Origin of the sequence: Acidovorax sp. DW039 (genome assembly GCF_037101375.1) — a bacterium.
Classification (GTDB): Bacteria; Pseudomonadota; Gammaproteobacteria; order Burkholderiales; family Burkholderiaceae_C; genus Acidovorax.
This window is the reverse complement of sequence record NZ_AP029019.1, coordinates 1,934,148-1,954,217: the sequence shown is the minus strand read 5'-3', so window position 1 is coordinate 1,954,217 and position 20,070 is coordinate 1,934,148. Positions and strand designations below refer to the sequence as shown.

The 20,070-nt window shown below is 62.9% G+C and carries 19 protein-coding genes; 8 read left to right on the top strand and 11 right to left on the bottom strand.

The annotated features are described in order from the left end of the window. Nucleotides 1-410: 410 nt before the first annotated feature. The 4 genes from AACH87_RS08760 to AACH87_RS08745 form a co-directional block, all read right to left on the bottom strand. Nucleotides 411-3,518, bottom strand: coding sequence for an MdtB/MuxB family multidrug efflux RND transporter permease subunit (locus AACH87_RS08760; protein WP_338798407.1), 3,108 nt, complete (start codon nucleotides 3,516-3,518; stop codon nucleotides 411-413). 67 nt (nucleotides 3,519-3,585) lie between these two features. Beyond that, nucleotides 3,586-5,100, bottom strand: a complete 1,515-nt coding sequence (locus tag AACH87_RS08755; protein ID WP_338798406.1) for an MdtA/MuxA family multidrug efflux RND transporter periplasmic adaptor subunit — start codon at nucleotides 5,098-5,100, stop codon at nucleotides 3,586-3,588. Nucleotides 5,101-5,223: 123 nt separating this feature from the next. Further along, nucleotides 5,224-5,856: a LysE family translocator gene (locus tag AACH87_RS08750; RefSeq protein WP_338798404.1), complete on the bottom strand. Its 633-nt coding sequence runs from the start codon at nucleotides 5,854-5,856 to the stop codon at nucleotides 5,224-5,226. 76 nt (nucleotides 5,857-5,932) lie between these two features. Continuing rightward, nucleotides 5,933-6,553: an ABC transporter ATP-binding protein gene (locus AACH87_RS08745; RefSeq protein ID WP_338798402.1), complete on the bottom strand. Its 621-nt coding sequence runs from the start codon at nucleotides 6,551-6,553 to the stop codon at nucleotides 5,933-5,935. 179 nt (nucleotides 6,554-6,732) lie between these two features. On the opposite strand from AACH87_RS08745, the gene AACH87_RS08740 reads away from it, so the two are divergent. From AACH87_RS08740 to AACH87_RS08725, 4 genes are all read left to right on the top strand, one after another. Beyond that, the gene (locus tag AACH87_RS08740) at nucleotides 6,733-7,098 is read left to right on the top strand and encodes a hypothetical protein (protein ID WP_338798400.1); all 366 of its coding nucleotides are present in this window, start codon (nucleotides 6,733-6,735) and stop codon (nucleotides 7,096-7,098) included. A gap of 127 nt (nucleotides 7,099-7,225) precedes the next feature. Beyond that, nucleotides 7,226-8,194 (top strand): MBL fold metallo-hydrolase, encoded by a 969-nt coding sequence (locus tag AACH87_RS08735; protein ID WP_338798398.1) that lies wholly within the window; start codon nucleotides 7,226-7,228, stop codon nucleotides 8,192-8,194. Next, nucleotides 8,172-8,783, top strand: coding sequence for a histidine phosphatase family protein (locus AACH87_RS08730; protein ID WP_338798396.1), 612 nt, complete (start codon nucleotides 8,172-8,174; stop codon nucleotides 8,781-8,783). The genes AACH87_RS08735 and AACH87_RS08730 overlap by 23 nt, the downstream gene beginning before the upstream one ends. Before the next feature lie 130 nt (nucleotides 8,784-8,913). After that, nucleotides 8,914-9,084: a hypothetical protein gene (locus AACH87_RS08725; protein WP_338798394.1), complete on the top strand. Its 171-nt coding sequence runs from the start codon at nucleotides 8,914-8,916 to the stop codon at nucleotides 9,082-9,084. A 103-nt stretch (nucleotides 9,085-9,187) separates the two neighbouring features. On the opposite strand, the gene AACH87_RS08720 is transcribed toward AACH87_RS08725, so the two are convergent. The 3 genes from AACH87_RS08720 to AACH87_RS08710 form a co-directional block, all read right to left on the bottom strand. Beyond that, entirely contained in the window at nucleotides 9,188-11,725 is a 2,538-nt protein-coding gene (locus tag AACH87_RS08720; RefSeq protein ID WP_338798393.1) for an ATP-binding protein, read from the bottom strand. A gap of 2 nt (nucleotides 11,726-11,727) precedes the next feature. Beyond that, entirely contained in the window at nucleotides 11,728-12,522 is a 795-nt protein-coding gene (locus AACH87_RS08715; protein WP_338798392.1) for an ABC transporter substrate-binding protein, read from the bottom strand. 120 nt (nucleotides 12,523-12,642) lie between these two features. After that, nucleotides 12,643-13,014, bottom strand: coding sequence for a response regulator (locus tag AACH87_RS08710; protein ID WP_338798391.1), 372 nt, complete (start codon nucleotides 13,012-13,014; stop codon nucleotides 12,643-12,645). Nucleotides 13,015-13,164: 150 nt separating this feature from the next. Here AACH87_RS08710 and AACH87_RS08705 point away from each other — a divergent pair, with 150 nt between their 5' ends. The 4 genes from AACH87_RS08705 (at nucleotide 13,165) to AACH87_RS08690 (ending at nucleotide 15,861) form a co-directional block, all read left to right on the top strand. Beyond that, entirely contained in the window at nucleotides 13,165-13,830 is a 666-nt protein-coding gene (locus AACH87_RS08705) for a response regulator (protein ID WP_338798390.1), read from the top strand. Then, a complete protein-coding gene (locus tag AACH87_RS08700) occupies nucleotides 13,827-14,576 on the top strand; it encodes a response regulator (protein ID WP_338798389.1) in 750 nt (249 codons plus the stop codon). The genes AACH87_RS08705 and AACH87_RS08700 overlap by 4 nt, the downstream gene beginning before the upstream one ends. Nucleotides 14,577-14,653: 77 nt before the next feature. Next, a complete protein-coding gene (locus AACH87_RS08695) occupies nucleotides 14,654-15,343 on the top strand; it encodes a glutathione S-transferase (protein ID WP_338798388.1) in 690 nt (229 codons plus the stop codon). After that, entirely contained in the window at nucleotides 15,340-15,861 is a 522-nt protein-coding gene (locus AACH87_RS08690) for a low molecular weight protein-tyrosine-phosphatase (RefSeq protein WP_338798387.1), read from the top strand. The genes AACH87_RS08695 and AACH87_RS08690 overlap by 4 nt, the downstream gene beginning before the upstream one ends. Nucleotides 15,862-16,023: 162 nt before the next feature. Here the strand turns inward: AACH87_RS08690 and AACH87_RS08685 are convergent, their stop codons facing one another. The 4 genes from AACH87_RS08685 to AACH87_RS08670 all read right to left on the bottom strand — a co-directional run bounded on the left by AACH87_RS08685 (nucleotide 16,024) and on the right by AACH87_RS08670 (nucleotide 20,041). Beyond that, nucleotides 16,024-17,097, bottom strand: coding sequence for an XdhC family protein (locus AACH87_RS08685; protein WP_338798386.1), 1,074 nt, complete (start codon nucleotides 17,095-17,097; stop codon nucleotides 16,024-16,026). A gap of 22 nt (nucleotides 17,098-17,119) precedes the next feature. Further along, nucleotides 17,120-17,770: a carbon monoxide dehydrogenase subunit G gene (locus tag AACH87_RS08680; protein ID WP_338798384.1), complete on the bottom strand. Its 651-nt coding sequence runs from the start codon at nucleotides 17,768-17,770 to the stop codon at nucleotides 17,120-17,122. 91 nt (nucleotides 17,771-17,861) lie between these two features. Continuing rightward, on the bottom strand, nucleotides 17,862-19,133 hold the full coding sequence (locus tag AACH87_RS08675) for a VWA domain-containing protein (RefSeq protein WP_338798383.1): 1,272 nt from the start codon (nucleotides 19,131-19,133) through the stop codon (nucleotides 17,862-17,864). Further along, nucleotides 19,130-20,041 (bottom strand): MoxR family ATPase, encoded by a 912-nt coding sequence (locus AACH87_RS08670; protein ID WP_338798382.1) that lies wholly within the window; start codon nucleotides 20,039-20,041, stop codon nucleotides 19,130-19,132. The genes AACH87_RS08675 and AACH87_RS08670 overlap by 4 nt, the downstream gene beginning before the upstream one ends. Nucleotides 20,042-20,070 lie beyond the last annotated feature (29 nt).

Genomic DNA, 20,070 nt, shown 5'->3' with positions numbered 1-20,070 from the left:
TTGCGCCCACAACGGAGGGCCGAGCGAAGCAATGGCCCGAATGGATGTCCGCTCCCCATCCCCTCTGTATGCGCCGAGGAGCGCAGCGGGCGGGGTGGCGCGTGTGCCGCAGGACACACGCGCTTCGTGAACTGACTCGCCGCAGTTGTTTGAGCGGAGCGCGTCAGCGCGCAGCGAGTTCTGCGGCGCACCCCGCCCGCGAGCACCGCAGGTTACCCCGTAGCGAAGCGCAGGGGACGCAGACAGCGGGGTCGCCTTTTCTTTGGTGACTTTCTTTTGGCGAAGCAAAAGAAAGTTACTGCGCTGCCGGGCGCACTCCCCGGCTCCCGCCCCATGCAAAGGCATGAAGCCAAAAAGGCCTCTAGCGCTTATACAGCAAGCGCAACCAGCTACCAAAAAAGGAGCACTCATCACACAGCCCCCCTACGCGCCCGCCACCTCTCAGCCCACCCCTCAAACGTCAAATAAATCACCGGCGTCGTAAACAGCGTGAGCAACTGGCTCACGATCAGCCCCCCCACCATCGTCACCCCCAGCGGATGCCGCAACTCACTGCCCACCCCTGTGCCCAACATCAAAGGCAAAGCACCCAGCAAAGCCGCCAGCGTCGTCATCAAAATCGGCCGAAACCGCAACAAACAAGCCTGGTAAATGGCTTCACGCGCAGGCAGCCCCTGGTCGCGCTGCGCCTCCAGTGCAAAGTCGATCATCATGATCGCGTTCTTCTTGACGATACCGATCAAGAGCACGATGCCGATCACCGCCACGATGTCCACATCCAGCCCCGCCATCCACAGCGCCAGCAGCGCACCCACACCCGCAGAGGGCAAAGTCGAGAGGATGGTGACCGGGTGAATCGTGCTCTCATACAGCACACCCAGCACGATGTACATGGTGATGACCGCCGCCAGAATCAGCAGCAGCGTGTTGGACAGCGACGCCTGGAAGGCCAGCGCCGCGCCCTGGAAGTTCATGTCCACCGACAACGGCAACTGCCCCGCCTCGCGCGCGGCAGCCTGCTCGGCCTGGATGGCTTTGACCGCATCGCCCAAAGCCACGCCCGGCGCGGTGTTGAACGAGATGGTGGCTGCAGGCAACTGCCCCACATGGTTCACCGCCAGGGGCATGGCCCGCTCTTCAATGCGGGCCACCGATGACAAGGCCACGGGCTTGCCTGCGCTCGACGTGACGTAGATGCTGTTCAAAGCCTCAGGCCCCAGCTTGAACTGCGGCGCAACCTCCAACACCACACGGTATTGGTTGGACTGGGTGAAGATGGTGGAAATGAGCCGCTGGCCAAAGGCGTTGTACAGCGCGGTGTCGATGCCTGACACCGTCACGCCCAGACGGCTGGCCTGGGCGCGGTCGATTTGCACAAAGGCCTGCAAGCCCTGGTTTTGGAGGTCACTGGTCACATCCGCCAGCTGAGGCAAGGCGCGCATGCGCTGCACCAGCTCGGCAGTGCTGCTCTGCAACTGGGCCATGTCGGGAGACGAGACCAGCAACTGGTACTGCGTGCGCGCCACGCGGTCTTCAATGGTCAGGTCTTGCACCGGCTGGGCATAGAGACGAATGCCTGCGATATCGCGTGTTTCATCGGCAAGGCGGCGCAGCACCACGCTGGCACGTTCGCGCTGTTCGTGGGGCTTGAGATCAATGAGCAGTCGGCCCGTGTTGAGCGTGGTGTTGGCACCGTCAACCCCGATAAAAGACGAGACGCTTTTGACGGCGGGGTCTTGCAGGATGCGCTCTGCCAGCCGCTGCTGACGCTCGGCCATAGCCGCGAAAGAAATGGACTGGTCGGCCTCGGTGGTGGCCTGCAGCGTGCCCGTGTCCTGCACCGGAAAAAATCCCTTGGGCACCACCAAATACAGCACGACAGTGAGGGCCAGCGTGGCACCAAACGCCAGCCAGGTCAGCCCCCGGTGATTGAGCACGCGGGCCAGTGCACTGCCATACTGGGCGATCATGCCGTCGAAGAAACGGCCAGTGGCGCGGTAAAGGCGGCCATGGCTTTCTTCAGGCGTGTGGCGCAGCAGGCGGGCGCACAGCATGGGCGTGAGCGTGAGTGACACCACGGCCGACAGCAAAATGGCCACCGCCATGGTGATGGCAAATTCATGGAACAGCCGCCCCACCACATCGCCCATGAACAGCAGCGGAATCAACACCGCAATGAGCGAGATGGTGAGCGAGATGATGGTGAAGCCAATCTGCTTGGCTCCCTTGAGGGCGGCCTGTAGCGGTGGCTCGCCCTCTTCCACGTAGCGGGCAATGTTCTCGATCATGACGATGGCGTCGTCCACCACAAAGCCGGTGGAAATGGTGAGCGCCATGAGCGTGAGGTTGTTGAGCGAAAACCCCGCCAGGTACATCACGCCAAAGGTACCCACCAACGACAGAGGCACGGCAAAGCTGGGGATGAGCGTGGCCGATGCGCTGCGCAGAAACACGAAAATCACCGCGACCACCAGCCCGATGGCCAGGGCCAGTTCGACCTGCATGTCTTTGACCGAAGCGCGGATGGTGGTAGTGCGGTCGGTAAGCACCTGCACATCCATGGAAGCGGGCAAGGTGGCCTGTAGCTGTGGCAGCAGGGCTTTGATGCGGTCTACCGTGTCAATCACGTTGGCACCGGGTTGCCGCCGGATGTTGAGGATGACGCCCGACTTGGATCCCGTCTCAGGCGTACCTGCCCAGGCAGCCAGACGCGTGTTTTCCGCGTCGTCCACCGTCTGGGCCACGTCGCGCAGGCGGATGGGATTGCCGTTTTTGAAGCCCAGGATCAGCTCACGGTATTCCTGCGCGGACTGGAGCTGGTCGTTGGCATCGATGGTGGAGGCGCGCGCGGGCCCGTCAAAACCGCCCTTGGCCTGCTTGACGTTGGCGGCGGCAATGGCAGTGCGCACATCTTCCAGCGTCAAGCCCAGGTTGGCCAACGCCGTAGGATTCGCCTGGATGCGCACTGCCGGGCGGCGCCCGCCCGCAATGGCCACCAGCCCCACGCCGTTGACCTGCGAGAGCTTGGGCGCAAGGCGGTTCTCCACCAGGTCGTTCAGGCGGATGACGGGCAGCGAGGGCGAGGTGATGGCCAGGGTGAGCACAGGCGCATCGGCCGGGTTGACCTTGCTGTAGATGGGGGGCATGGGCAGGTCGCTGGGCAACAGGTTGCTGCCCGCATTGATGGCGGCCTGCACCTGCTGCTCGGCCACGTCCATCGACATGTCGAGCGCAAACCGCAGCGTGATGACCGACGCCCCGCCCGAGCTGGTGGACGACATCTGCGACAGACCCGGCATCTGACCAAACTGCCGCTCCAGCGGGGCGGTGACGTTGGAGGTCATCACATCGGGGCTGGCACCGGGGTAGAGCGTGGTGACCTGGATGGTGGGGTAGTCCACCTCCGGCAGGGCCGAGATGGGCAGCAGCCGATACGCCAGCAAGCCCGAGATGAGCAGCGCCACCATCAGCAGCGATGTGGCGATGGGGCGCAGGATGAAGAGGCGGGACAGGTTCATGACAAAGGCGGCAACAGGGCCTGCTGGGCGCGGCGGGCGGAGCGCGTGAACACGAAAGCGCTAACGCTCAACGCACGGGCGCGGAGCCTGCAGCGGCGGGAGATGCAGCGGGCGCAGCAGATGCAGCCGCCGAAGCCCCGCGCACCGGCGCAGACGCCCCCGAGGCCGAAACGCCAGGGACACCCGCGGCCGCAGCGCCACTGGCGGCCCCTTGGGGCGACTGAGCGCGCCGGTTGCGGAAGAAGGCACGCCGCTCTTCCGGCGTCATCTTGGCTACTTTCTCGCGCTCTTCAGGGGTGAGGCTGGCCATCAGGGCAGCGCGTCGGCCACCAGCGTCCTGCGCGGCTGCGTCGGCGCGGGTGGCTGCACCGCTGTCAATCACGGCCACCTTGGCACCTTCGCGCAGACGGTCGATGCCGTCGGTCACCACCTGGTCGCCCTCTTGCAGATCGCCCTCCACACTCACCCGCTCGCCATCTGCCACACCCACCCGAATGCGCCGCTGCGTGACGGTGCCGTCGGGTCGCACCAGGTACACGTAATTGTTCTGGATGGCAGTGCCGGGCACGGTGAGCACATCCTTGAGCAGGTTGACCTGCAGCCTCACGTTGACGAACTGATTGGGAAAAAGCAGGCCCTCTTCATTCTCAAACGCTGCCTTGGCCTTGATAGTGCCGGTGGTCGCGTCGATGGCGTTGTCTACTGCGCCCAGGCGGCCACGGGCCAGCCGCTGCTTTTGCTCTCGATCCCACAACTCCACGGGCAGGCTGGCACCGCTGGCCAGACGCTGGTTGATGGCCACCAACTGCGCCTCGGGCACAGAGAAAACCGCATCAATGGGGCGCACCTGGGTGATGGTGACAATGCCTGCTGCATCAGACGGCCCCACGACATTGCCCCGGTCGGCCTGCCGCAACCCCAGGCGACCACCAATGGGCGCGGTGATGCGGGTGTAGCTCAACTGCAGCTTGGCTGCATCCACCTGCGCCTGATCGGCCGCCACCGTGCCTTCCAGTTGTCGCACCAGGGCTTTTTGCGTATCTACCTGCTGCGCGGCAATCGAGTCTTTGGCCAGCAGGTCCTGGTAACGCTGCAAATCCAGTTGCGCGTTTTTCAGTTGCGCCTGATCGCGCTGCAGGTTGCCCTGGGCCTGGGTCAGGGTGGCCTGGTAGCTGCGCGGGTCAATCTCTGCCAGCAACTGCCCGGGCTTGACCTCATCGCCCTCTTTGAACTTGATGGACAGCAGCTCGCCCGATGCCTTGGCCCGCACCACTGCGGTGGCGCGGGCGCTCATGGTGCCAATGGCGCTGACCATGACGCGGACATCCTGCCTTTGCACCACGCCCACAGACACGGGCTGCGCCGCCCCTGCCCCGCTGAAGCGCCCCGGCCCCCTGGCCTGCCCTGAGGACGCGCCCGCAGGGCCCGAAGCGCCAGCTGCGCCTGCCGCCTGTTGCTGCCTCCACCACCAGCCCCCCGCACCGGCCAGCGCCAGCAAAATGGCCAGGAGAACCCACCAGAGCATGCGCCCCTTCTGGCGCGAGACAAGGGCGAACGCAGGAGAAACGGAATGGGTTGGCATGGAGAGGCAGAAGTGAAACCGGTGCCGTATGGTAGCCACGCACCTGCCCCCACAGGGCAAGCGAGGGCATGGATTTACAGGACCTTTACCGGGGCGACAAAAATACATGCGCCCGGTAACTGATCAGCGCTGGCTGGCCAGCAGCAGACCACCCGCTCCCATGAAGAAGCCACCGGTGGCTTTGTTCAGGCGCACCACGCCGCGCGATGTACGGATGAAGCGGCGTATCTGCCGACCGCAAGTGGCATACACCGCAGTGGAAACAAATTCGGCCATCAGATAAATGGAGCCCAGCACCAGAAACTGCGAAGAGGCGGGACGTGTAGCGTCGATGAACTGCGGGAAGATGGCCGCAAACAGCACGATGGCTTTGGGGTTGGTGATGCCGAGCAAGAATTCCTGGGCGATCAAGGCACGTATCTGCACCGGCTCGTTGCTGGAGCCCACTTGCCCGTTGTCCAGCATTTGCAGCCCCCCGAACTCACGGCTGCGCCACGCCCGCCAGCCCAGCCAGAACAGGTAACAGGCACCAACCCACTTGACCACAGTGAAAGCCGTTTCAGACGCCAGCAGCATGGCGCCCAGCCCCACGGCTGAAATGGTGAGAAAGATGGTGAAGGCCGCCACCCGCCCTACGGTGGCCACCAGAGCGGAACCTACCCCCGCGCGGATGCCGTTATTGAGTCCACAAAAATTGTTGGGCCCGGGGGTGAGAGCAATGGCAACAGCGACCGGAACAAAGAGCAGGGCATCCATGGTGAAACCTCCAGCCGATGAGTGTAGGGGCTGCGCGGCCGTTGCGGGGTTGTGGGGTGAATGACCGGCGGGAAGACTAGACCGAACCAACGGGCCTGAGGGTCAGAACCTGATCCCACGGCACACCCGGCAAGGTTTCGTAATGTGCAACCACCACGATACGGGACAGTTGCACCGTTTTCGCAAGCGCCTCGGCCAGATAGCGCAAGGATGGTTTGTCGAGCCCCGCATGGGGGTCATCCATCAACGTCAAAGCAGCACCGCTGGCCAAGGCTGCAGCCTGGCACACCTTGCGGCGGGTGCCGGTGGAGAGGGCGAAAAACGGTTTTGGCAGATGCTCAGTCAGCCCGAATCCCTGCACATGCTCTGCCAGGGCCTGCGCGTCCCAGGTGGGATAGCGCGCCGCCTGGGAGGCCAGCCAATCCTGCGCAAGACTTGGATCGAGCAACGAGGAGCGAGGATCTGCATAAAACACTTGCTGAGCAAGGGCTTGCGCGGAGCTTCCTTCACGCCGCTCGCCCAGCGAGATATGTCCCTCAGAGGGAGAAAGCTCACCCGCCAAAAGGCGCAGCAGCGTCGTCTTGCCGGTGCTTTCATCACCACAAACACACGCCAGCCCCGGCGTCCAATCAAAGCTGAGACCGCTGAACACCGCACGATCGGGGTAACTGAAATGCAGCTTGTCAACGCGCAGCAACGGGGTAGTAGAAGTCATGGAAAGAAGACCGATTAACCGAAAGCAATAAACCACCAAGCCCCTTGTGGAACGCTCCGGGTCCTGGCTCAAGCGGCGCAGAGATTGTGCGACGGCTGGCGCGAATACGGCAGAGCGGACAATCGTGCCTTCGATTCCGCCAACGCTCCGATTTTCTCGACATGAACCTCAGCTATCTGGATTTTGACTACAGCGAAGACTATGAAGGCACGGGCACTTTCGATGCCATGGCCAGCGTCGCGCCCCATCAATGGGATGCTCTACAGAACGAAATTGCGCAGGTGCTGGGCTGGTGCACGCAACAGTTTCCCGAAGGCCCCGCCCCTGCTGAGGAAGGTGGAGACTGGCACTATGACCTGCAGGGTGTGGAGGAAATCAGCACCCCCATGACGGTGAGCTTTCACCCCTCCACGGGGCGCATTGAACGGCACTCGGGCCCTCCCGGTGCGCCTCGCACCACGCTGACGCTGTCGATCAGTGGCAACCCACAGTTCTGCGAAGAATTCCGGGCAGCCTTCGGTGCTTAGGCTCTCAAGGACACGCTGCCTCAAAAACCCGCGCCTTCGTGGGGCTTAGTGCAGGGGATCGTGACAGCATCAGGACGCACGTTACATTGCGAAACTTCACGGTTCATTTAACGACTGGAGAGTATCGATGCTGAAAAGACGTCAATTTCTGAGTGCCAGCCTGGGTGTCTGCGCCTACGCTGCAGGGTCATTTGTGCCAGTGTGGGCGCAGAACGCACCCAACCTGGGCACGCCCGCCCTGCCCTCTCCAGGGTTTCGCCGCACCAAGGTGGGAGACGTGGAGGTGATTGCGGTGATCGACGGGATCGCCCGCCGCCCCTTGGGTGAGGAATTCGTCAAAAACGCGCCGTTGGCCGAGGTGCGGGCCCTGCTGGCTTCGCAGGGGCTTCCCACCGACTACATCGATGTTCCCTTTACCCCCTTTGTGGTGATCGCGGGGGGCCGCAAAGTGCTGATCGATACAGGCCTGGGTGATTTTGGTGGACCGAATGCAGGCAAGCTGCTCGAAAACCTGCGTGCCGCGGGGGTGCCTGCGTCTGATATCGACACGGTGCTGATCAGTCACTTCCACGGAGATCACATCAACGGCCTGCGCAACAAGGCGGGCGAGTTGCTCTTCCCCAAGGCCAAGGTCATGGTGCCTGCAGCAGAGCAGGCCTTCTGGATGGACGATGCACGCATGGCCGCTGCACCAGCCGGAATGAAGCCTGCCTTTGAGAACGTTCGGCGCACTTTTGTGGGCATGCCTGCCGACATGCTGGTGCCTTTTGCCGCAGGCAGCGAAGTAGTTCCAGGCATCCGCTCGGTGGCTGCCTACGGCCACACGCCGGGGCACACCCTGTTTGAAGTCAGCTCGGCGGGCCAGAACTTTTTCTACCTGGCGGACCTGACCAACGTGCCTGCACTGTTTGCACGCAACCCCGATTGGGCTGTGACCTTTGACATGGACGCAGAGGCAGCCCGCAAGGTGCGCCGTGAGGTGTTTGCGCGGGTCACCTCCACCAAGGCGTTAGTGGGCGGCTTCCACTTCCCCTTCCCTGCATTTGGGAAGATGGCCGCGTCCGGTAACGGCTATGCCTTCGAACCGCTGGTCTGAAAGCAGCAAACTCCTGCCCCGGCGGTCAGTGCTGGCCGCGGGCGCCGGTTGCGCCGCATGGCCGTGGGTAGCAGCAGCGCAAGGTGCGGTGGACATACCCGCCCTTGTGCAGCAGGGTGGCTTGGTCGTTGCCATGCGCCATGCCACGGCGCCAGGCACATTCGACCCGCCCGGATTCCGCCTGGGCGATTGCAGCACGCAGCGTAACCTGAGCGAAGAAGGCCGCTCGCAGGCCCGCCGCGCAGGGCAGTGGTTTGCACAGCGGGGCTTGCGCCCTGCAGCCGTCAGGTCCAGCCCATGGTGCAGATGCGTGGACACGGCCACGCTGGCATTTGGCCCGCCCGAGGTGTGGGCGGCATTGGGATCACCCCACGGAGCACCAGAGACCACGGGTGCTGCGCACCTGAAAGAACTGCGCGCAGCGCTGGAGAAGGCCAGCACACGCAAGGGTCAGTTTGAAGTCTGGGTCACGCACATGTTCGTTCTGCAAGATCTGGCAGGCACCAATACAGCCTCTGCAGAAGCTCTGCTGCTGCGGGCTGAACCTGAGTCTGAGGTTCGGGTGATTGCCCGTTTGCCAGCGAGCTGAGCTGTTTGAAACCGACCCACCAAATGATCACTTTCAGGTGAGAGCCTGTGGTCGCGAGCCACTCATTTCCGCAGAGGCTTCTCAAGGTATGGCCTAATATGGGTTTTCCACCATTTTCTAGAGACCTGCCATGGGCAACAAGATCGTTACTGAAGCTGACCGCAAGCGCACTCCCCGTCCACAGCCCCTGCCCGGCTACACCCTGCAAACTCCTGGCCGTGGCCAACGCGTCAGCCTGGAGCGTGGCGTTGCCACCCGCAGCAAGAAGAACCCCGGCAAGCGCTCCAAGAAGGGCGGCTGATGCCAGAGGCCTGCTGCATGCAGGCTCTCACACCAAAAAGCCAACCGCGAGGTTGGCTTTTGTTTTTGTGCTTTCCTAAAAGATCGTTCCACGGCACGTCAGCTCACAGAGGTGCTGGCTGAGTTTCCGTAAACCCCCTGGCGGGCAACACGATGTGGAACGACGCTCCGCGAGGCTCACGGTTGCGCGCAAAGATACGTCCACCCATGGCTTCCACAATCTTTCGGCATATGGCCAGGCCCAGGCCCGTGCCGCCTGAGCCGTCCTTGGTTTTGCTGGACTGGACGAAGGCTTCAAAGATGGACTCCAGCTCCGCCTCTGGAATGCCAGGCCCCTCATCACGCACTTCCACATGCACCTGCCCGTGGGAATCCATCCGCCCCTGAAGATGGATGGCTGAGCCCTTGGGAGAAAACTTGATGGCATTGGCCAACACATTGCGCAATACCTGCTGCATCCGCAGTGGATCCACTTTGGCCACGAGAGGCATGTCCGACAGCTCCACACGCATGGACTGCTGGTTGCGGGTCAGCAAAGGCTCCAGTTCTTGCACCACGGGCTGAATGAGCCCGCGCAGGTCGATACGCTCGAGGTGAATGGTGCCGACCGTGCTCTCAAGCTTGGCAACCTCCAGCAGATCGTTGACCAGCGACAACATGCGCTGACCAGCCGAGTGAATGTCTTCAAACATGCCCGCAAGCCGTGGCTCTGCACGCCCACGGAGCATGCCCAGTTCTGCAAATCCCAGAATCGATTGCAGGGGCGTTCGCAACTCATGACTCATATTGGCCACAAATTCGGACTTGGCCCGGGATGCCTCTTCAGCCGCATGGCGGGCCTCCTGCGTGGCACGCTCTGCCTGGCGGAACTCGCTCACATCCACAAAAATGGTGAGCACCCCTGACGCCTTGCTCTGCGCGTCTGCAATCGCCGCCTTGATAACGCGCGTCTCCCTGCGGGCGCCGTCACCATGCAGCACCTTGGTTTCAAAAAAGGTCTGCCCGCCCATCCTGACCAACTGATCGTTGTGCAGTTGCTCCACCTGGGCCTCATCAGCGGGCAAAAAGCCTGTGAGCCGACGGCCCACCACCATTGCACGCTCCAGGCCCTTGTACTCTTCCCAGGCGCGGTTCACCTGTACGACAGCACCTTCGGTGTTCGTCACCGATATGGGCAGCGGATTCATGTCCAGCAGAAGGTTCTGGAACGCAATTTGCGCCTGCAGGCGGCGCTGCGCGGCCCAGCGCTCAGTGACATTGACGGCGCTGCCCGCAAAACCGGCAAACTGGCCATCCACCTGCAGAGCGACCAAGGCGACATCAAACTGCAGTTCACGGCCATCCGCCAGCCGCACCATGGCTTGGCAATGCCTGACACCTGCGGGAGCACGCGGGTCCAGCGCTGCGGTGACTTCGGCACGGCTCACGGGGTCTACGATGTCCTGCAGGCGCCGCCCAATCGCCTGCTCTGCGGGCGTGCCGCTAAAAGCCATCCAGTGCGCATTGACGTAGGTGATCACGCCGCGTACGTCGGTGCGAAAGATCAGCTCTTGCACGCTGCGCATGAGCACGCTCAACTCACGCTCACTCTGGGCGATGCGCTGCTGCGCCTGGTCGGCCGCGAGCCGGGCTGCCTCGCGCAAACGTACCGTGCGCCAGATAGCGGCTGTCAGCCCCAGAATCGCGAGCACCAGCACGCCGCCTACCCCTACCAGGGCTGCAGCGCTGTAGAACCAACTCCATGCAGCCTGCCGGTAAGACTGCTCGACGATCACCACCAGAGGCTTTGTGCCTGAAGTGCGGAAAGCCAGTATCTGCTGGCTTCCCAACGCGCCCTGCCCTACATAGATGCCATGCTCACGGGCTGGCAAAAAACTGGTGAACACGGGAATGCTGCCCACGGAGGTGCCCACCAGCTTGGCACCGCCTTCAGAGCCCGCCAGCACCGTTCCCCTGTAGGTAGTGATGACCGACTCAAAACTGTCTGTCTCCAGGGTCAGATACTGGAAATTGGAAAACGCGTCAGGATTGGCCAGGCCCACCAGGACCAAAGGACGGCCACTGTCGCCCACAAAAGCGTGCAGCAAAGGAATGAAGGCGACACCGGGCGGAGCGGGTTCAGCAGCCTTGCCTCCAGCGCGCACCGCAGCGAGGCCACGCCCCATCACCAGGGAGCCCATGCTGCCGCGCCCGGGTGGACCCACGGGCCCCAGGCGCTCCAGATCAACGCGCAATCCCGCCTCACGCGGGTTGGTGCTCGTGAGCACATTGCCATACGCATCCAGCACTGCGATGGACCGAAGGTAGGGCAGGCCAAGCAGTGCCTGATTCAGAGCGGCCTGGGTTCGCTCGGTATCTGCATTGACTGCACGCAAGGCAGGTGAGGTGGAAAGCGCCTCCAGCGCCATTTCGCCCGACTCCAGCGTGCGCGTAGCCTGGTCCTCCAGCACGCGGGCGAGCAATGCGGCATGCGATTCGTTGGCGGCAATCGTGCTCCGGAAATCGCTGGCAGCCAGCAAGGCCACGGCAAGAATGGCCGCCAGCGCAGCAAGGGCCCCCACCAGCAGCACCAGGGTACTGGCCTGGCTCCACCGCCCGGCAGCAGTTGCGTCCGGTCGATCAGGTGGTCCTTTGCGCGCCATGCTCAGCGCACCACAATCGGGCCCAGGCCATTGGCGCTGGCTGCGCGCTCAAGTCGGCCATCTCGCTTGATGCGAGCGACAAATTCGTCCATCACCGCCAGCCACTTCGCGTCGCCGGGCTTGACCGCGTAGGCGTAGGGCATCACGGAAAACGGCGTGGGTGGGGGCACCAGGCGCGCCCAGTCTGCGTTGTCCAGCAAACGTCGGCTGTAGGGGTAGTCGGTCATGAAAACATCGACCCTGCCCGCCACCAGCTCCCGCTCGCGGGTAGCGGGCAGCTTGATGCGCACCAGCTGCGCATGCTGAAGGCGCTGCTCCATCACAGGCTCCATGAAGGTGCCAGCCTGCACGGCCACCAGCACGCCTGGCTTGTCAATGTCTGCCCACTGGCGGATGACCTGATTGCTTTTGGTCGTGATGCCGTAGATGTCGCTGCGCAGGTAAGGCTGGGTGAACCGCAGCTTTTCCGCACGCTGCTCTGTCACACCGATGGCGAACATCGCCACGTCACATTTGTCACCGGTGAGGTCACCAATCAAGGCAGGAAACGAAGAATCCACATATTCCAGGCGCACCTTCAGGTCGGACGCAAGCTGCGCAGAAAGGTCGATATCGATGCCTGTAAGCTCTTGAGTGCGCGCGTGGCGCAGGGTTACGCCGTAATACTCCGGCCAGATGCAGACACGCACCACACCCGCATTTTTGACGCGCTCCAGCACTTCCTGCGCGTGGCCGCTGAAAGCCCACAGCCCGCAGCAGAGCGCCAAGCCCCAGCGAAGAACGGAAAGTTTTCGCATGATGCCCCCAGGGAGGTGTGACAAGGAGGATTCAGTCCAGCCGCGAATGACGCGCCTGGCGGGCACGACGCGCCAGCCAGAGAGAGGAAGTGGCCACGGCAATGCCGATGATGAGCGAGGTCATACTGCGGCCTCCATGCGGTAGATGGTTTCAAGCACCTGCAAGGTGCTGAACGGCTTCATGAGGTAATCGTCTGCCCCGGCAGCCATGCCCGCCTCGCGGTCGCCAGCCTGAACCCGGGCGGTGAGAAGAATGACCTTGGTAAAACGGGTGGCATGATCCGCCTTGATTTGGCGGCACACTTCCAACCCGTTCAAAGTTCCGGGCATCATGATGTCCAGCAGCACAATGTCAGGGCAGATTTCGCGACACAGAGCCAGACCTGCGTCACCGGTGGACGCTTCGTGAATTTCGAAATCATCGAATTCCAGCGTCATTTTCAGCAATTTCCGGATATCGGCGTGGTCTTCAACAATCAGAATCTTTTTCATGACATACCCTTGGAAGTGTGAGTCAACCCAGCGCCACACCGGAGCGGACTATAGTCCTGCTTTAGGCTGGGAATGAGTTAATCATATCAATCATTTGTATCAAATGCAAGCCCTTCCAATGCAATAAAAAAAGAGGAAAATGCGTAACTCATGAAATCTGAAAAAACTCCTCCACCGTCGCTGGTCCAGGATCACTACACCACGCTGGAAGTTGCCAGCATGCTGGGATTGGCAGTACGGTCTGTTCAGCTGATGGTGGATCGCAACGAACTGGAAGCCTGGAAGACCCCCGGTGGGCACAGGCGTATTTCCCGTGCTTCGGTGGAGCAATGGATCAACGCCCGCACGGGTGGCGCCAAGGGCGGCAACCCTGTGGCCGTCACTTCCAACCCATCGGAAGGCAATGCAGGTGGAAGCCACAGCCGCGCTCGTCACCATGCCCAGATCCTGCTGATCGAGGATTCGATCCATTTCCAGAACCTCGTGACCCTGCTGGTCAACCAGCACTTCCCGGGGGCTGTGCTGCACACTGCCAACGATGGCATCACAGGCTTGGCCATGTATGGGCAGATTCAGCCGGATGTCCTGATCGTGGACATCTTGCTGCCCGGCATTGATGGGGCCACGCTTATCACCACGTTGAGGTCTCACCCGCAGTTCGCGCGCAGCCGCCTGATCGTCGTGACATCTCTGGATGAAACACAGCGCGAACCCTACGCCTTCGCGCTGCAAGGCGTCACCGTGATCCACAAGCCTCAACTGGTGGCGGAGCTGCCAGCGGCGTTGGCCGACTCATTGCCTGCCAAAGTGGCATGAACCCGACCGCCCTTCCCCCTTGCGTCCTGCTGGTGGAGGACGATGCGTCCATCACCCGCTTCGTATCGATGGCGCTGGACATCCTGCCCATCCGGTTGCTGACATGCACCTCGGTCGCTGCGGCGGTGACGTTGTTGCAGGAGCATGACGTCAAGCTGGTCATCACCGACCTGATGCTTCCGGGGGAATCGGGTTTATCGCTGGTGCAACGTCTGCACACGGATCCACAGTTGCGTCGGAACACCCTGATCGCCGTATTCAGCGCCGGGCTGACTCCTGCGGTGAAAGAGCAATTGCAAGGGCTGAGCCTGTGGCGAACCCTTTCGAAGCCCATCGCGGTACAGGAACTGGAAAGCTGCGTGACCGACGCACTGGCACTGCAAAGCCCGCAGGCCGTTGCCCAGCCAAGCCCCCCGCCCCCAGCCGCCACCCACAGCCCTGCTGAAGCATTGGCCATTACCACCCACTTTGGTGGCGACACAAAGCTGTTCACAACCTATCGTTCAGCATGCTTGCGGCAGTTCAGTGCGGACGTACAGACAGGCGATCGCGCCGCTACATCGGAAGACTGGGCCGCTTTGCGCCGTCTCGCGCACAGCTTGGCCACGGTTCTGCTGACGATTGGCAGACCAGAAGACAGCCTGGTGGCCCGGGCACTGGAAGGCGCTGCCGAGCAAAACCTTCGCAGCGAATGCCAAAGCGGCTGGGCAGACCTGAGAGTGCGGCTGCAACACGGCGCCACCTGAATGCCTTGCCAGCCCACCGGCTGGAAAATTTGCAAACGGCGTGCAACGCAGGACACAACCTGTTCAAATTGCACGCCATGATCACCGTCCACCACCTCGAAACGTCGCGCTCACAGCGCATCCTCTGGCTGCTCGAAGAACTGGGCTTGCCCTACGAACTCAAGATTTACCAGCGCGACAAGGCTACGCGACTGGCTCCCCCTGAACTCAAGAAGATCCACCCGCTTGGCAAATCGCCCGTCATCACAGATGCAGGCGCTGTCATTGCAGAGTCCGGGGCCATCATCGAGTACCTTGTAGAAACCTACGGCCAGAACGCTGGTGGCGATCTGGCCCATCTGCAACCCGCTGCCGGAACGCAAGAACACCGCCAGTGCCGGTTCTGGATGCACTACGCCGAGGGTTCTCTGATGAACTGGCTGGTGATGAAACTGGTCTTCATGAGCATTCCCCAGCAGCCCATGCCTTTTTTTGTGCGCCCCATCGCCCGGGCGCTGTGTGGCACGGTGCAGCAAAAGCTGATTGATCCCAATGTGGATACTGCGCTGGAGTTCATGGACCAGCACCTCGCTCAGAACACCTGGTTTGCCGGGCAGCACCTCACCATGGCAGATTTTCAGATGAGCTTTGCCGTGGAAGCCGCCCTCTCTCGAGCCCGGAAAGGCACACCCCGCCCTCACCTGCAGGCCTACCTTGAGCGCATGCAGGCACGCCCTGCTTACCAGCGCGGCATTGCCAAAGGAGGCCCGGTGGTGATGACGTCATGAGCGAGACTGCATTGACGGCCGCGTCACCCTTTCGAGTGCTGTTTGTCTGCATGGGCAACATCTGCCGCAGCCCCACGGCACATGGTGTCTTCAGGCACATGGTGGTGCAAGCAGGCTTGCAGCACTGGGTCGTGGTGGACTCGGCTGGCACACACAACTACCACCCCGGCGAACCGCCAGACAGCCGTTCTCAACGCCACGCCGCACAGCGCGGTTATGACCTGGCTGACCTGCGTGCCAGGCAGATGTTGGCCGAAGACTTTGAGCGCCATGACCTGATTCTGGCCATGGACTGGGACAACCTTGCGCTGGCACAAGACCTGTGCCTGCCGGGCCATGAAGCCAAAGTCAGGCGCCTGACGGAGTTCTGCCTGCAGTTCGACAGCCCCGTCGTACCTGACCCGTACTACGGAGGTGCGGCGGGTTTTGAGCAGGTTCTGGACCTGGTGGAAGACGCCTGTTCAGGCCTTCTCCGGCATGTCAAAGAACAGGTGCGCCTGAGGCAAACCACTCACTAAGACTAAGACGGCTAACACCCCCTCTGGGTCGTTGTCCCGTCTTGTCGTACCTGATGTACTGCCTGCGGCGGAACGCCTGGCCAGGGCCGCTTCGCTGGGTTGTGTGAGCCGCTCCAAGAACCTGCTCAGAGAACGGCCAGCACCACCAGCGAACCCGCCGCTTCAGCGGATACCGCAGACCAGCGCACCCGGGTCGTTGTGCAGCACCTCGCGCACATTCTTGGCCTCGGCCACGGCCATGTCGCGGGGCAAGGTCACACCATTCTTGACCGCAAGAATTTCCGCCATCACGCTCACAGCGATCTCTGGAGGAGTCTTGCTGCCGATGTAGATGCCGATGGGCCCCCGCAAGCGGGCAAGGGATTCCTCTGTTTGGTCAAAGTGCTCCATCATGCGGGCGCGGCGGGCCTCGTTATTGCGTCGCGATCCGATACCGCCGATGTAAAACGCTTCAGACTGAAGCGCCTCGAGCAGGGCAAGGTCATCCAGTTTGGGGTCATGCGTCAGCGCTACGACGCAGCTGCGTCGATCCGGCTTGAAAGCAGTCACCACATCATCCGGCATCTCTTTCACCAGCCGGGCCCCAGGCACGTTCCAGCTGCCTACATATTCCTCGCGCGGATCGCACACCGTCACGGCAAAGCCGTTGAACAAAGCCATGGTGGCCAGATACTCTGCCAGTTGCCCTGCGCCAATCAGGAGCATGCGGTACTCAGGGCCAAAGGTGTTCGTCAATCGCTGCGCATCCACCCACAATTCGGTCGGTGAAGAAGCTGGTTGAAGGCTCACTGCACCGTCGGCCAGTTGCACGGTGCGTTGCACCAATAGACCCTGGGCCAATTGTTCCAGGAGCTGCTCCAGCGAGTCTGGGTCAGGGTCGTACTCCAGCAGCAGCTCCAGCGTGCCACCGCAGGGCAGGCCAAAGCGATGGGCCTCGTCTGCCGTCACACCATATTTCACGAACGCGGGGGGGCCACTCGGGATGGCATGGCCCATGCCTCGGTCAGCACCCGCTGCCCCGGCATAGGCACGGGTATGGCGGTCGATGAGATCGTCCTCAATGCACCCCCCTGACACCGAGCCCACCACAGCCCCCGTCTCACACAACGCCATGATGGAGCCCACAGGCCGGGGCGATGAGCCCCAGGTGCGCACCACCGTAGCCAGCAAGGCACGCTGGCCCGCCTTGCGCCAGGCCAGCAGGATGCGCAGCACCATCACATCCAGGTTTTCCATGGAGATACCTCAGCTCCTTTGTCTATTTCATCCACCAGGCCAGCAGCGCCAGGGCTACAGCCCCCAGCGCAGCCCAAGCCCATACGGGCAGGCCGCCGGATGCCTCGGGCTCAGCCGCAGCGGGCAGCACATCAGGCTGGGTGGGGGCATCAAACATCACGGTATCTTGTGCCGAGGTGTCCTGAATCTCTGTATCTCCGGCATCCCGGGGGTAGCGGCGCTGCATCTCGTCGTCAAATCGCTTGAAAAAATCTTCCGCCATGGTCTTGGCGGCACCGTCAATCAACCGCTGGCCCAACTGGGCAATCTTGCCGCCCACGGTGGCGTGAACGGTGTATTGCAACTCGCAACCCTCGGGCTGGCCCGCAGCGGCGGGCACGGGCACCAGCAAGACTTTCGCATTGCCTTTGCCAAAACCTGCCACACCACCCGATCCATCAAATGCGATGGTGTAGCTCTCGGGAGCAACGATGTCGGCCAAGGTGATCTTGCCCGCAAATTTGGCTGACACCGGCCCAATCTTGAGAGCCATGGCCACGGCGTACTGATTCTCGCCGCTGGCTTCCACCTTGTCGCAGCCGGGGATGCATAGTTTGAGAACCTCGGGGTCATTCAAGGCATCCCAGGCTTGCTGCTGGGTCACGGCCAGGGTGCGGCTGGCTTGCATTTCCATGGTGGGGTCCTTCGTTCAGTCAGTGTTCAAAAATCGCTGCCTCTTGGATGGGGAGCCATTCGCCAAAAGTTCGCCAGACGGTTGCAGCCACCTAACGGCGCTGCGACTGCAACACCTGCGCAATGCTGTGCGCCAGTTGCTGCAGGCTCTCCAGGTTGTGCACCGCCAGCATGCCGTGAGCATGGCGATGCAGCACCTCCGCACCACGCGCAGTGGGGCGGTAGCCTTCGTAGCGCAGCAGGGGGTTGAGCCACAGCAGCTGCCCGCAGTGGCGGCGCAGCCAGCCCAGTTCCTGCAGCAGCACGGCGGGCTCTCCGGTGTCCAGCCCATCGCTGATGAGCAGCACCAGCGTGCGTCGGCCCACCAAACGGCGCGCATGCTGCAGGCGCAGCTGGTGCAACGCCTCACCCAACCGGGTGCCGCCTGCAAAGTCGGTGATGGCAGCACTGGCATGGGCCAGCATGGCGTCGCCATCGGCGTGGCGGAAGGCAGGGGTCAGGTCGGTAAGCCCCGTGCCAAACGCGAACACATCGCGCCGCCCGACACTCCGCGCAGCACCCTGCCCCGGCGCCGTGGCGGCGTGCAGGAACGTGAGCAGCAGGCGTGCATAGCGCTCCATCGATCCCGACACATCCACCAGCACCAGCAGGGGCACGGGCTGGTCGCGCCGCGCCAGGCGTGGCAGCTCCAGCATCTCGCCGCCCGTACGTGCAGCGCGGCGCATGGCGGCGGCCCAATGCGGGCGGCTGCCGCGGTTGCCGGGGCAGGTGCGGCGTGATGCGTAGCGCGGCAGGGGCAAGGCCACCTCGCGCACCAGGCGCTGCACCAGCTGGTATTCACCGGCAGAGAGCTGGTTGAAATCTGCCCGGCGCAGGCGTTGCTGGTCACTCGCCGTCATGGCGGCGTCGAATTCGATCTTTTGCTCTTGCGTGCTGGCGTGCTGCTGCCGTGCGGCGCGCAAAGGCGCCAGCGCATCGGCCACACGCTGGCGGCGGGGGGTACCTTTCGATTTTTCAGGGGCGGTGGGCAGCATCTGCGCCAGCAGCTTCTGCGCCACATCGGGGTTGCGGAAGTACGCCGCAAACAGTTCGCGAAACACCTGACGGTCCTGCTCGCGGCTGATGAGCACGGCCTCCAGCGCGGCCGCCATGTCCTGCCGGGCCATGCCCACCAGCAACAAGGCTTGCTGGGCCAGCGCCATGCGGGCGGCATCGACCGGCACCCCCGAGCGGCGCAGGGCGCGGCCAAAGCCGGTAAGGTTGTCCGCCAGCTTGCCGCTGCGCGCGTCACCCAGTTGCGAGGCGGTCGTGCGCGCCCCACCGGTAGAGGCTGCAGCAGCAGGAGAGGCCCCTGCCCCAATCATGAAGCCTCCGGCTCTGGCTGCAGCAACTCAGACGCCAGCGCGGCGGTCAACGCGGCCACGTCTTCGCGCTGCTTGAACAAGATGCCCGCGGTGTCACTCACCACCTCGGGGTCCACCACCAAGGTGTCCAATGCCACCAGGGCCTTGGCCCATTCCACGCTCTCGGCAATGCCAGGGGCGCGCTGGAAGGCGTCGGCAAACGGCTGGCTGCGCAGGCGCGACACAAACAGCGCTACCTGCTGGGCCAGCGCATCGCTGGCACCGGGCACCTGGGCGCGGACAATGGCCAGCTCACGCTCACGCTCGGGGTAGTCCAGCCAGTGGTACAGGCAGCGGCGCTTCACCGCGTCGTGCAGGTCGCGCGTGCGGTTGCTGGTGAGGATGGTCACGGGCGTCACAGCCGCCTGCACGGTGCCGATCTCGGGAATGCTGACCTGGTACTCGCCCAGGTACTCCAGCAAAAAGGCTTCGAACGGCTCATCGGCGCGGTCCACCTCGTCGATCAGCAGCACGGCGCCCGGCGCAGGCGCCTGCAGTGCCTGCAGCAACGGGCGGCGGATAAGGTAGCGATCTTGGTACACCTCTCGCTCTGCGGCGCCCATGTCGGCAGCGCGGCCCTGGGCTTCAGCGGCACGCAGGTGCAAAAGCTGCGCGGCGTAATTCCATTCGTACAGCGCCTCGCGCTGCTCCATGCCGTCGTAACACTGCAGGCGAATCAGCACCCGCTGCAACGCGCGGGCCAGTGCCTGCGCCAGGGCCGTCTTGCCCACGCCCGGCTCCCCCTCCAGGAGCAGCGGCCGCTGCAACTGCAGCGCAAGAAACACAGCGGTGGCCAGCCGCCGGTCTGCGAGGTAGCCCTCGTCCCGCAGCGCCTGCATCAGGGCATCGACAGAGGCCAAGGCATTCATGCTTGATTGCTTCACTTTTGATAGCTGCT

What these genes read in the sequence shown, in the direction of transcription:
- AACH87_RS08670 (WP_338798382.1), bottom strand. Translation starts at nt 20,041, where the DNA reads ATGAATGCCTTGGCCTCTGTCGATGCCCTGATGCAGGCGCTGCGGGAC.
- AACH87_RS08685 (WP_338798386.1), bottom strand. Translation starts at nt 17,097, where the DNA reads ATGGAAAACCTGGATGTGATGGTGCTGCGCATCCTGCTGGCCTGGCGC.
- AACH87_RS08715 (WP_338798392.1), bottom strand. Translation starts at nt 12,522, where the DNA reads ATGCGAAAACTTTCCGTTCTTCGCTGGGGCTTGGCGCTCTGCTGCGGG.
- AACH87_RS08700 (WP_338798389.1), top strand. Translation starts at nt 13,827, where the DNA reads ATGAACCCGACCGCCCTTCCCCCTTGCGTCCTGCTGGTGGAGGACGAT.
- AACH87_RS08690 (WP_338798387.1), top strand. Translation starts at nt 15,340, where the DNA reads ATGAGCGAGACTGCATTGACGGCCGCGTCACCCTTTCGAGTGCTGTTT.
- AACH87_RS08725 (WP_338798394.1), top strand. Translation starts at nt 8,914, where the DNA reads ATGGGCAACAAGATCGTTACTGAAGCTGACCGCAAGCGCACTCCCCGT.
- AACH87_RS08720 (WP_338798393.1), bottom strand. Translation starts at nt 11,725, where the DNA reads ATGGCGCGCAAAGGACCACCTGATCGACCGGACGCAACTGCTGCCGGG.
- AACH87_RS08710 (WP_338798391.1), bottom strand. Translation starts at nt 13,014, where the DNA reads ATGAAAAAGATTCTGATTGTTGAAGACCACGCCGATATCCGGAAATTG.
- AACH87_RS08695 (WP_338798388.1), top strand. Translation starts at nt 14,654, where the DNA reads ATGATCACCGTCCACCACCTCGAAACGTCGCGCTCACAGCGCATCCTC.
- AACH87_RS08750 (WP_338798404.1), bottom strand. Translation starts at nt 5,856, where the DNA reads ATGGATGCCCTGCTCTTTGTTCCGGTCGCTGTTGCCATTGCTCTCACC.
- AACH87_RS08755 (WP_338798406.1), bottom strand. Translation starts at nt 5,100, where the DNA reads ATGCCAACCCATTCCGTTTCTCCTGCGTTCGCCCTTGTCTCGCGCCAG.
- AACH87_RS08735 (WP_338798398.1), top strand. Translation starts at nt 7,226, where the DNA reads ATGCTGAAAAGACGTCAATTTCTGAGTGCCAGCCTGGGTGTCTGCGCC.
- AACH87_RS08680 (WP_338798384.1), bottom strand. Translation starts at nt 17,770, where the DNA reads ATGGAAATGCAAGCCAGCCGCACCCTGGCCGTGACCCAGCAGCAAGCC.
- AACH87_RS08675 (WP_338798383.1), bottom strand. Translation starts at nt 19,133, where the DNA reads ATGATTGGGGCAGGGGCCTCTCCTGCTGCTGCAGCCTCTACCGGTGGG.
- AACH87_RS08730 (WP_338798396.1), top strand. Translation starts at nt 8,172, where the DNA reads ATGCCTTCGAACCGCTGGTCTGAAAGCAGCAAACTCCTGCCCCGGCGG.
- AACH87_RS08760 (WP_338798407.1), bottom strand. Translation starts at nt 3,518, where the DNA reads ATGAACCTGTCCCGCCTCTTCATCCTGCGCCCCATCGCCACATCGCTG.
- AACH87_RS08740 (WP_338798400.1), top strand. Translation starts at nt 6,733, where the DNA reads ATGAACCTCAGCTATCTGGATTTTGACTACAGCGAAGACTATGAAGGC.
- AACH87_RS08705 (WP_338798390.1), top strand. Translation starts at nt 13,165, where the DNA reads ATGAAATCTGAAAAAACTCCTCCACCGTCGCTGGTCCAGGATCACTAC.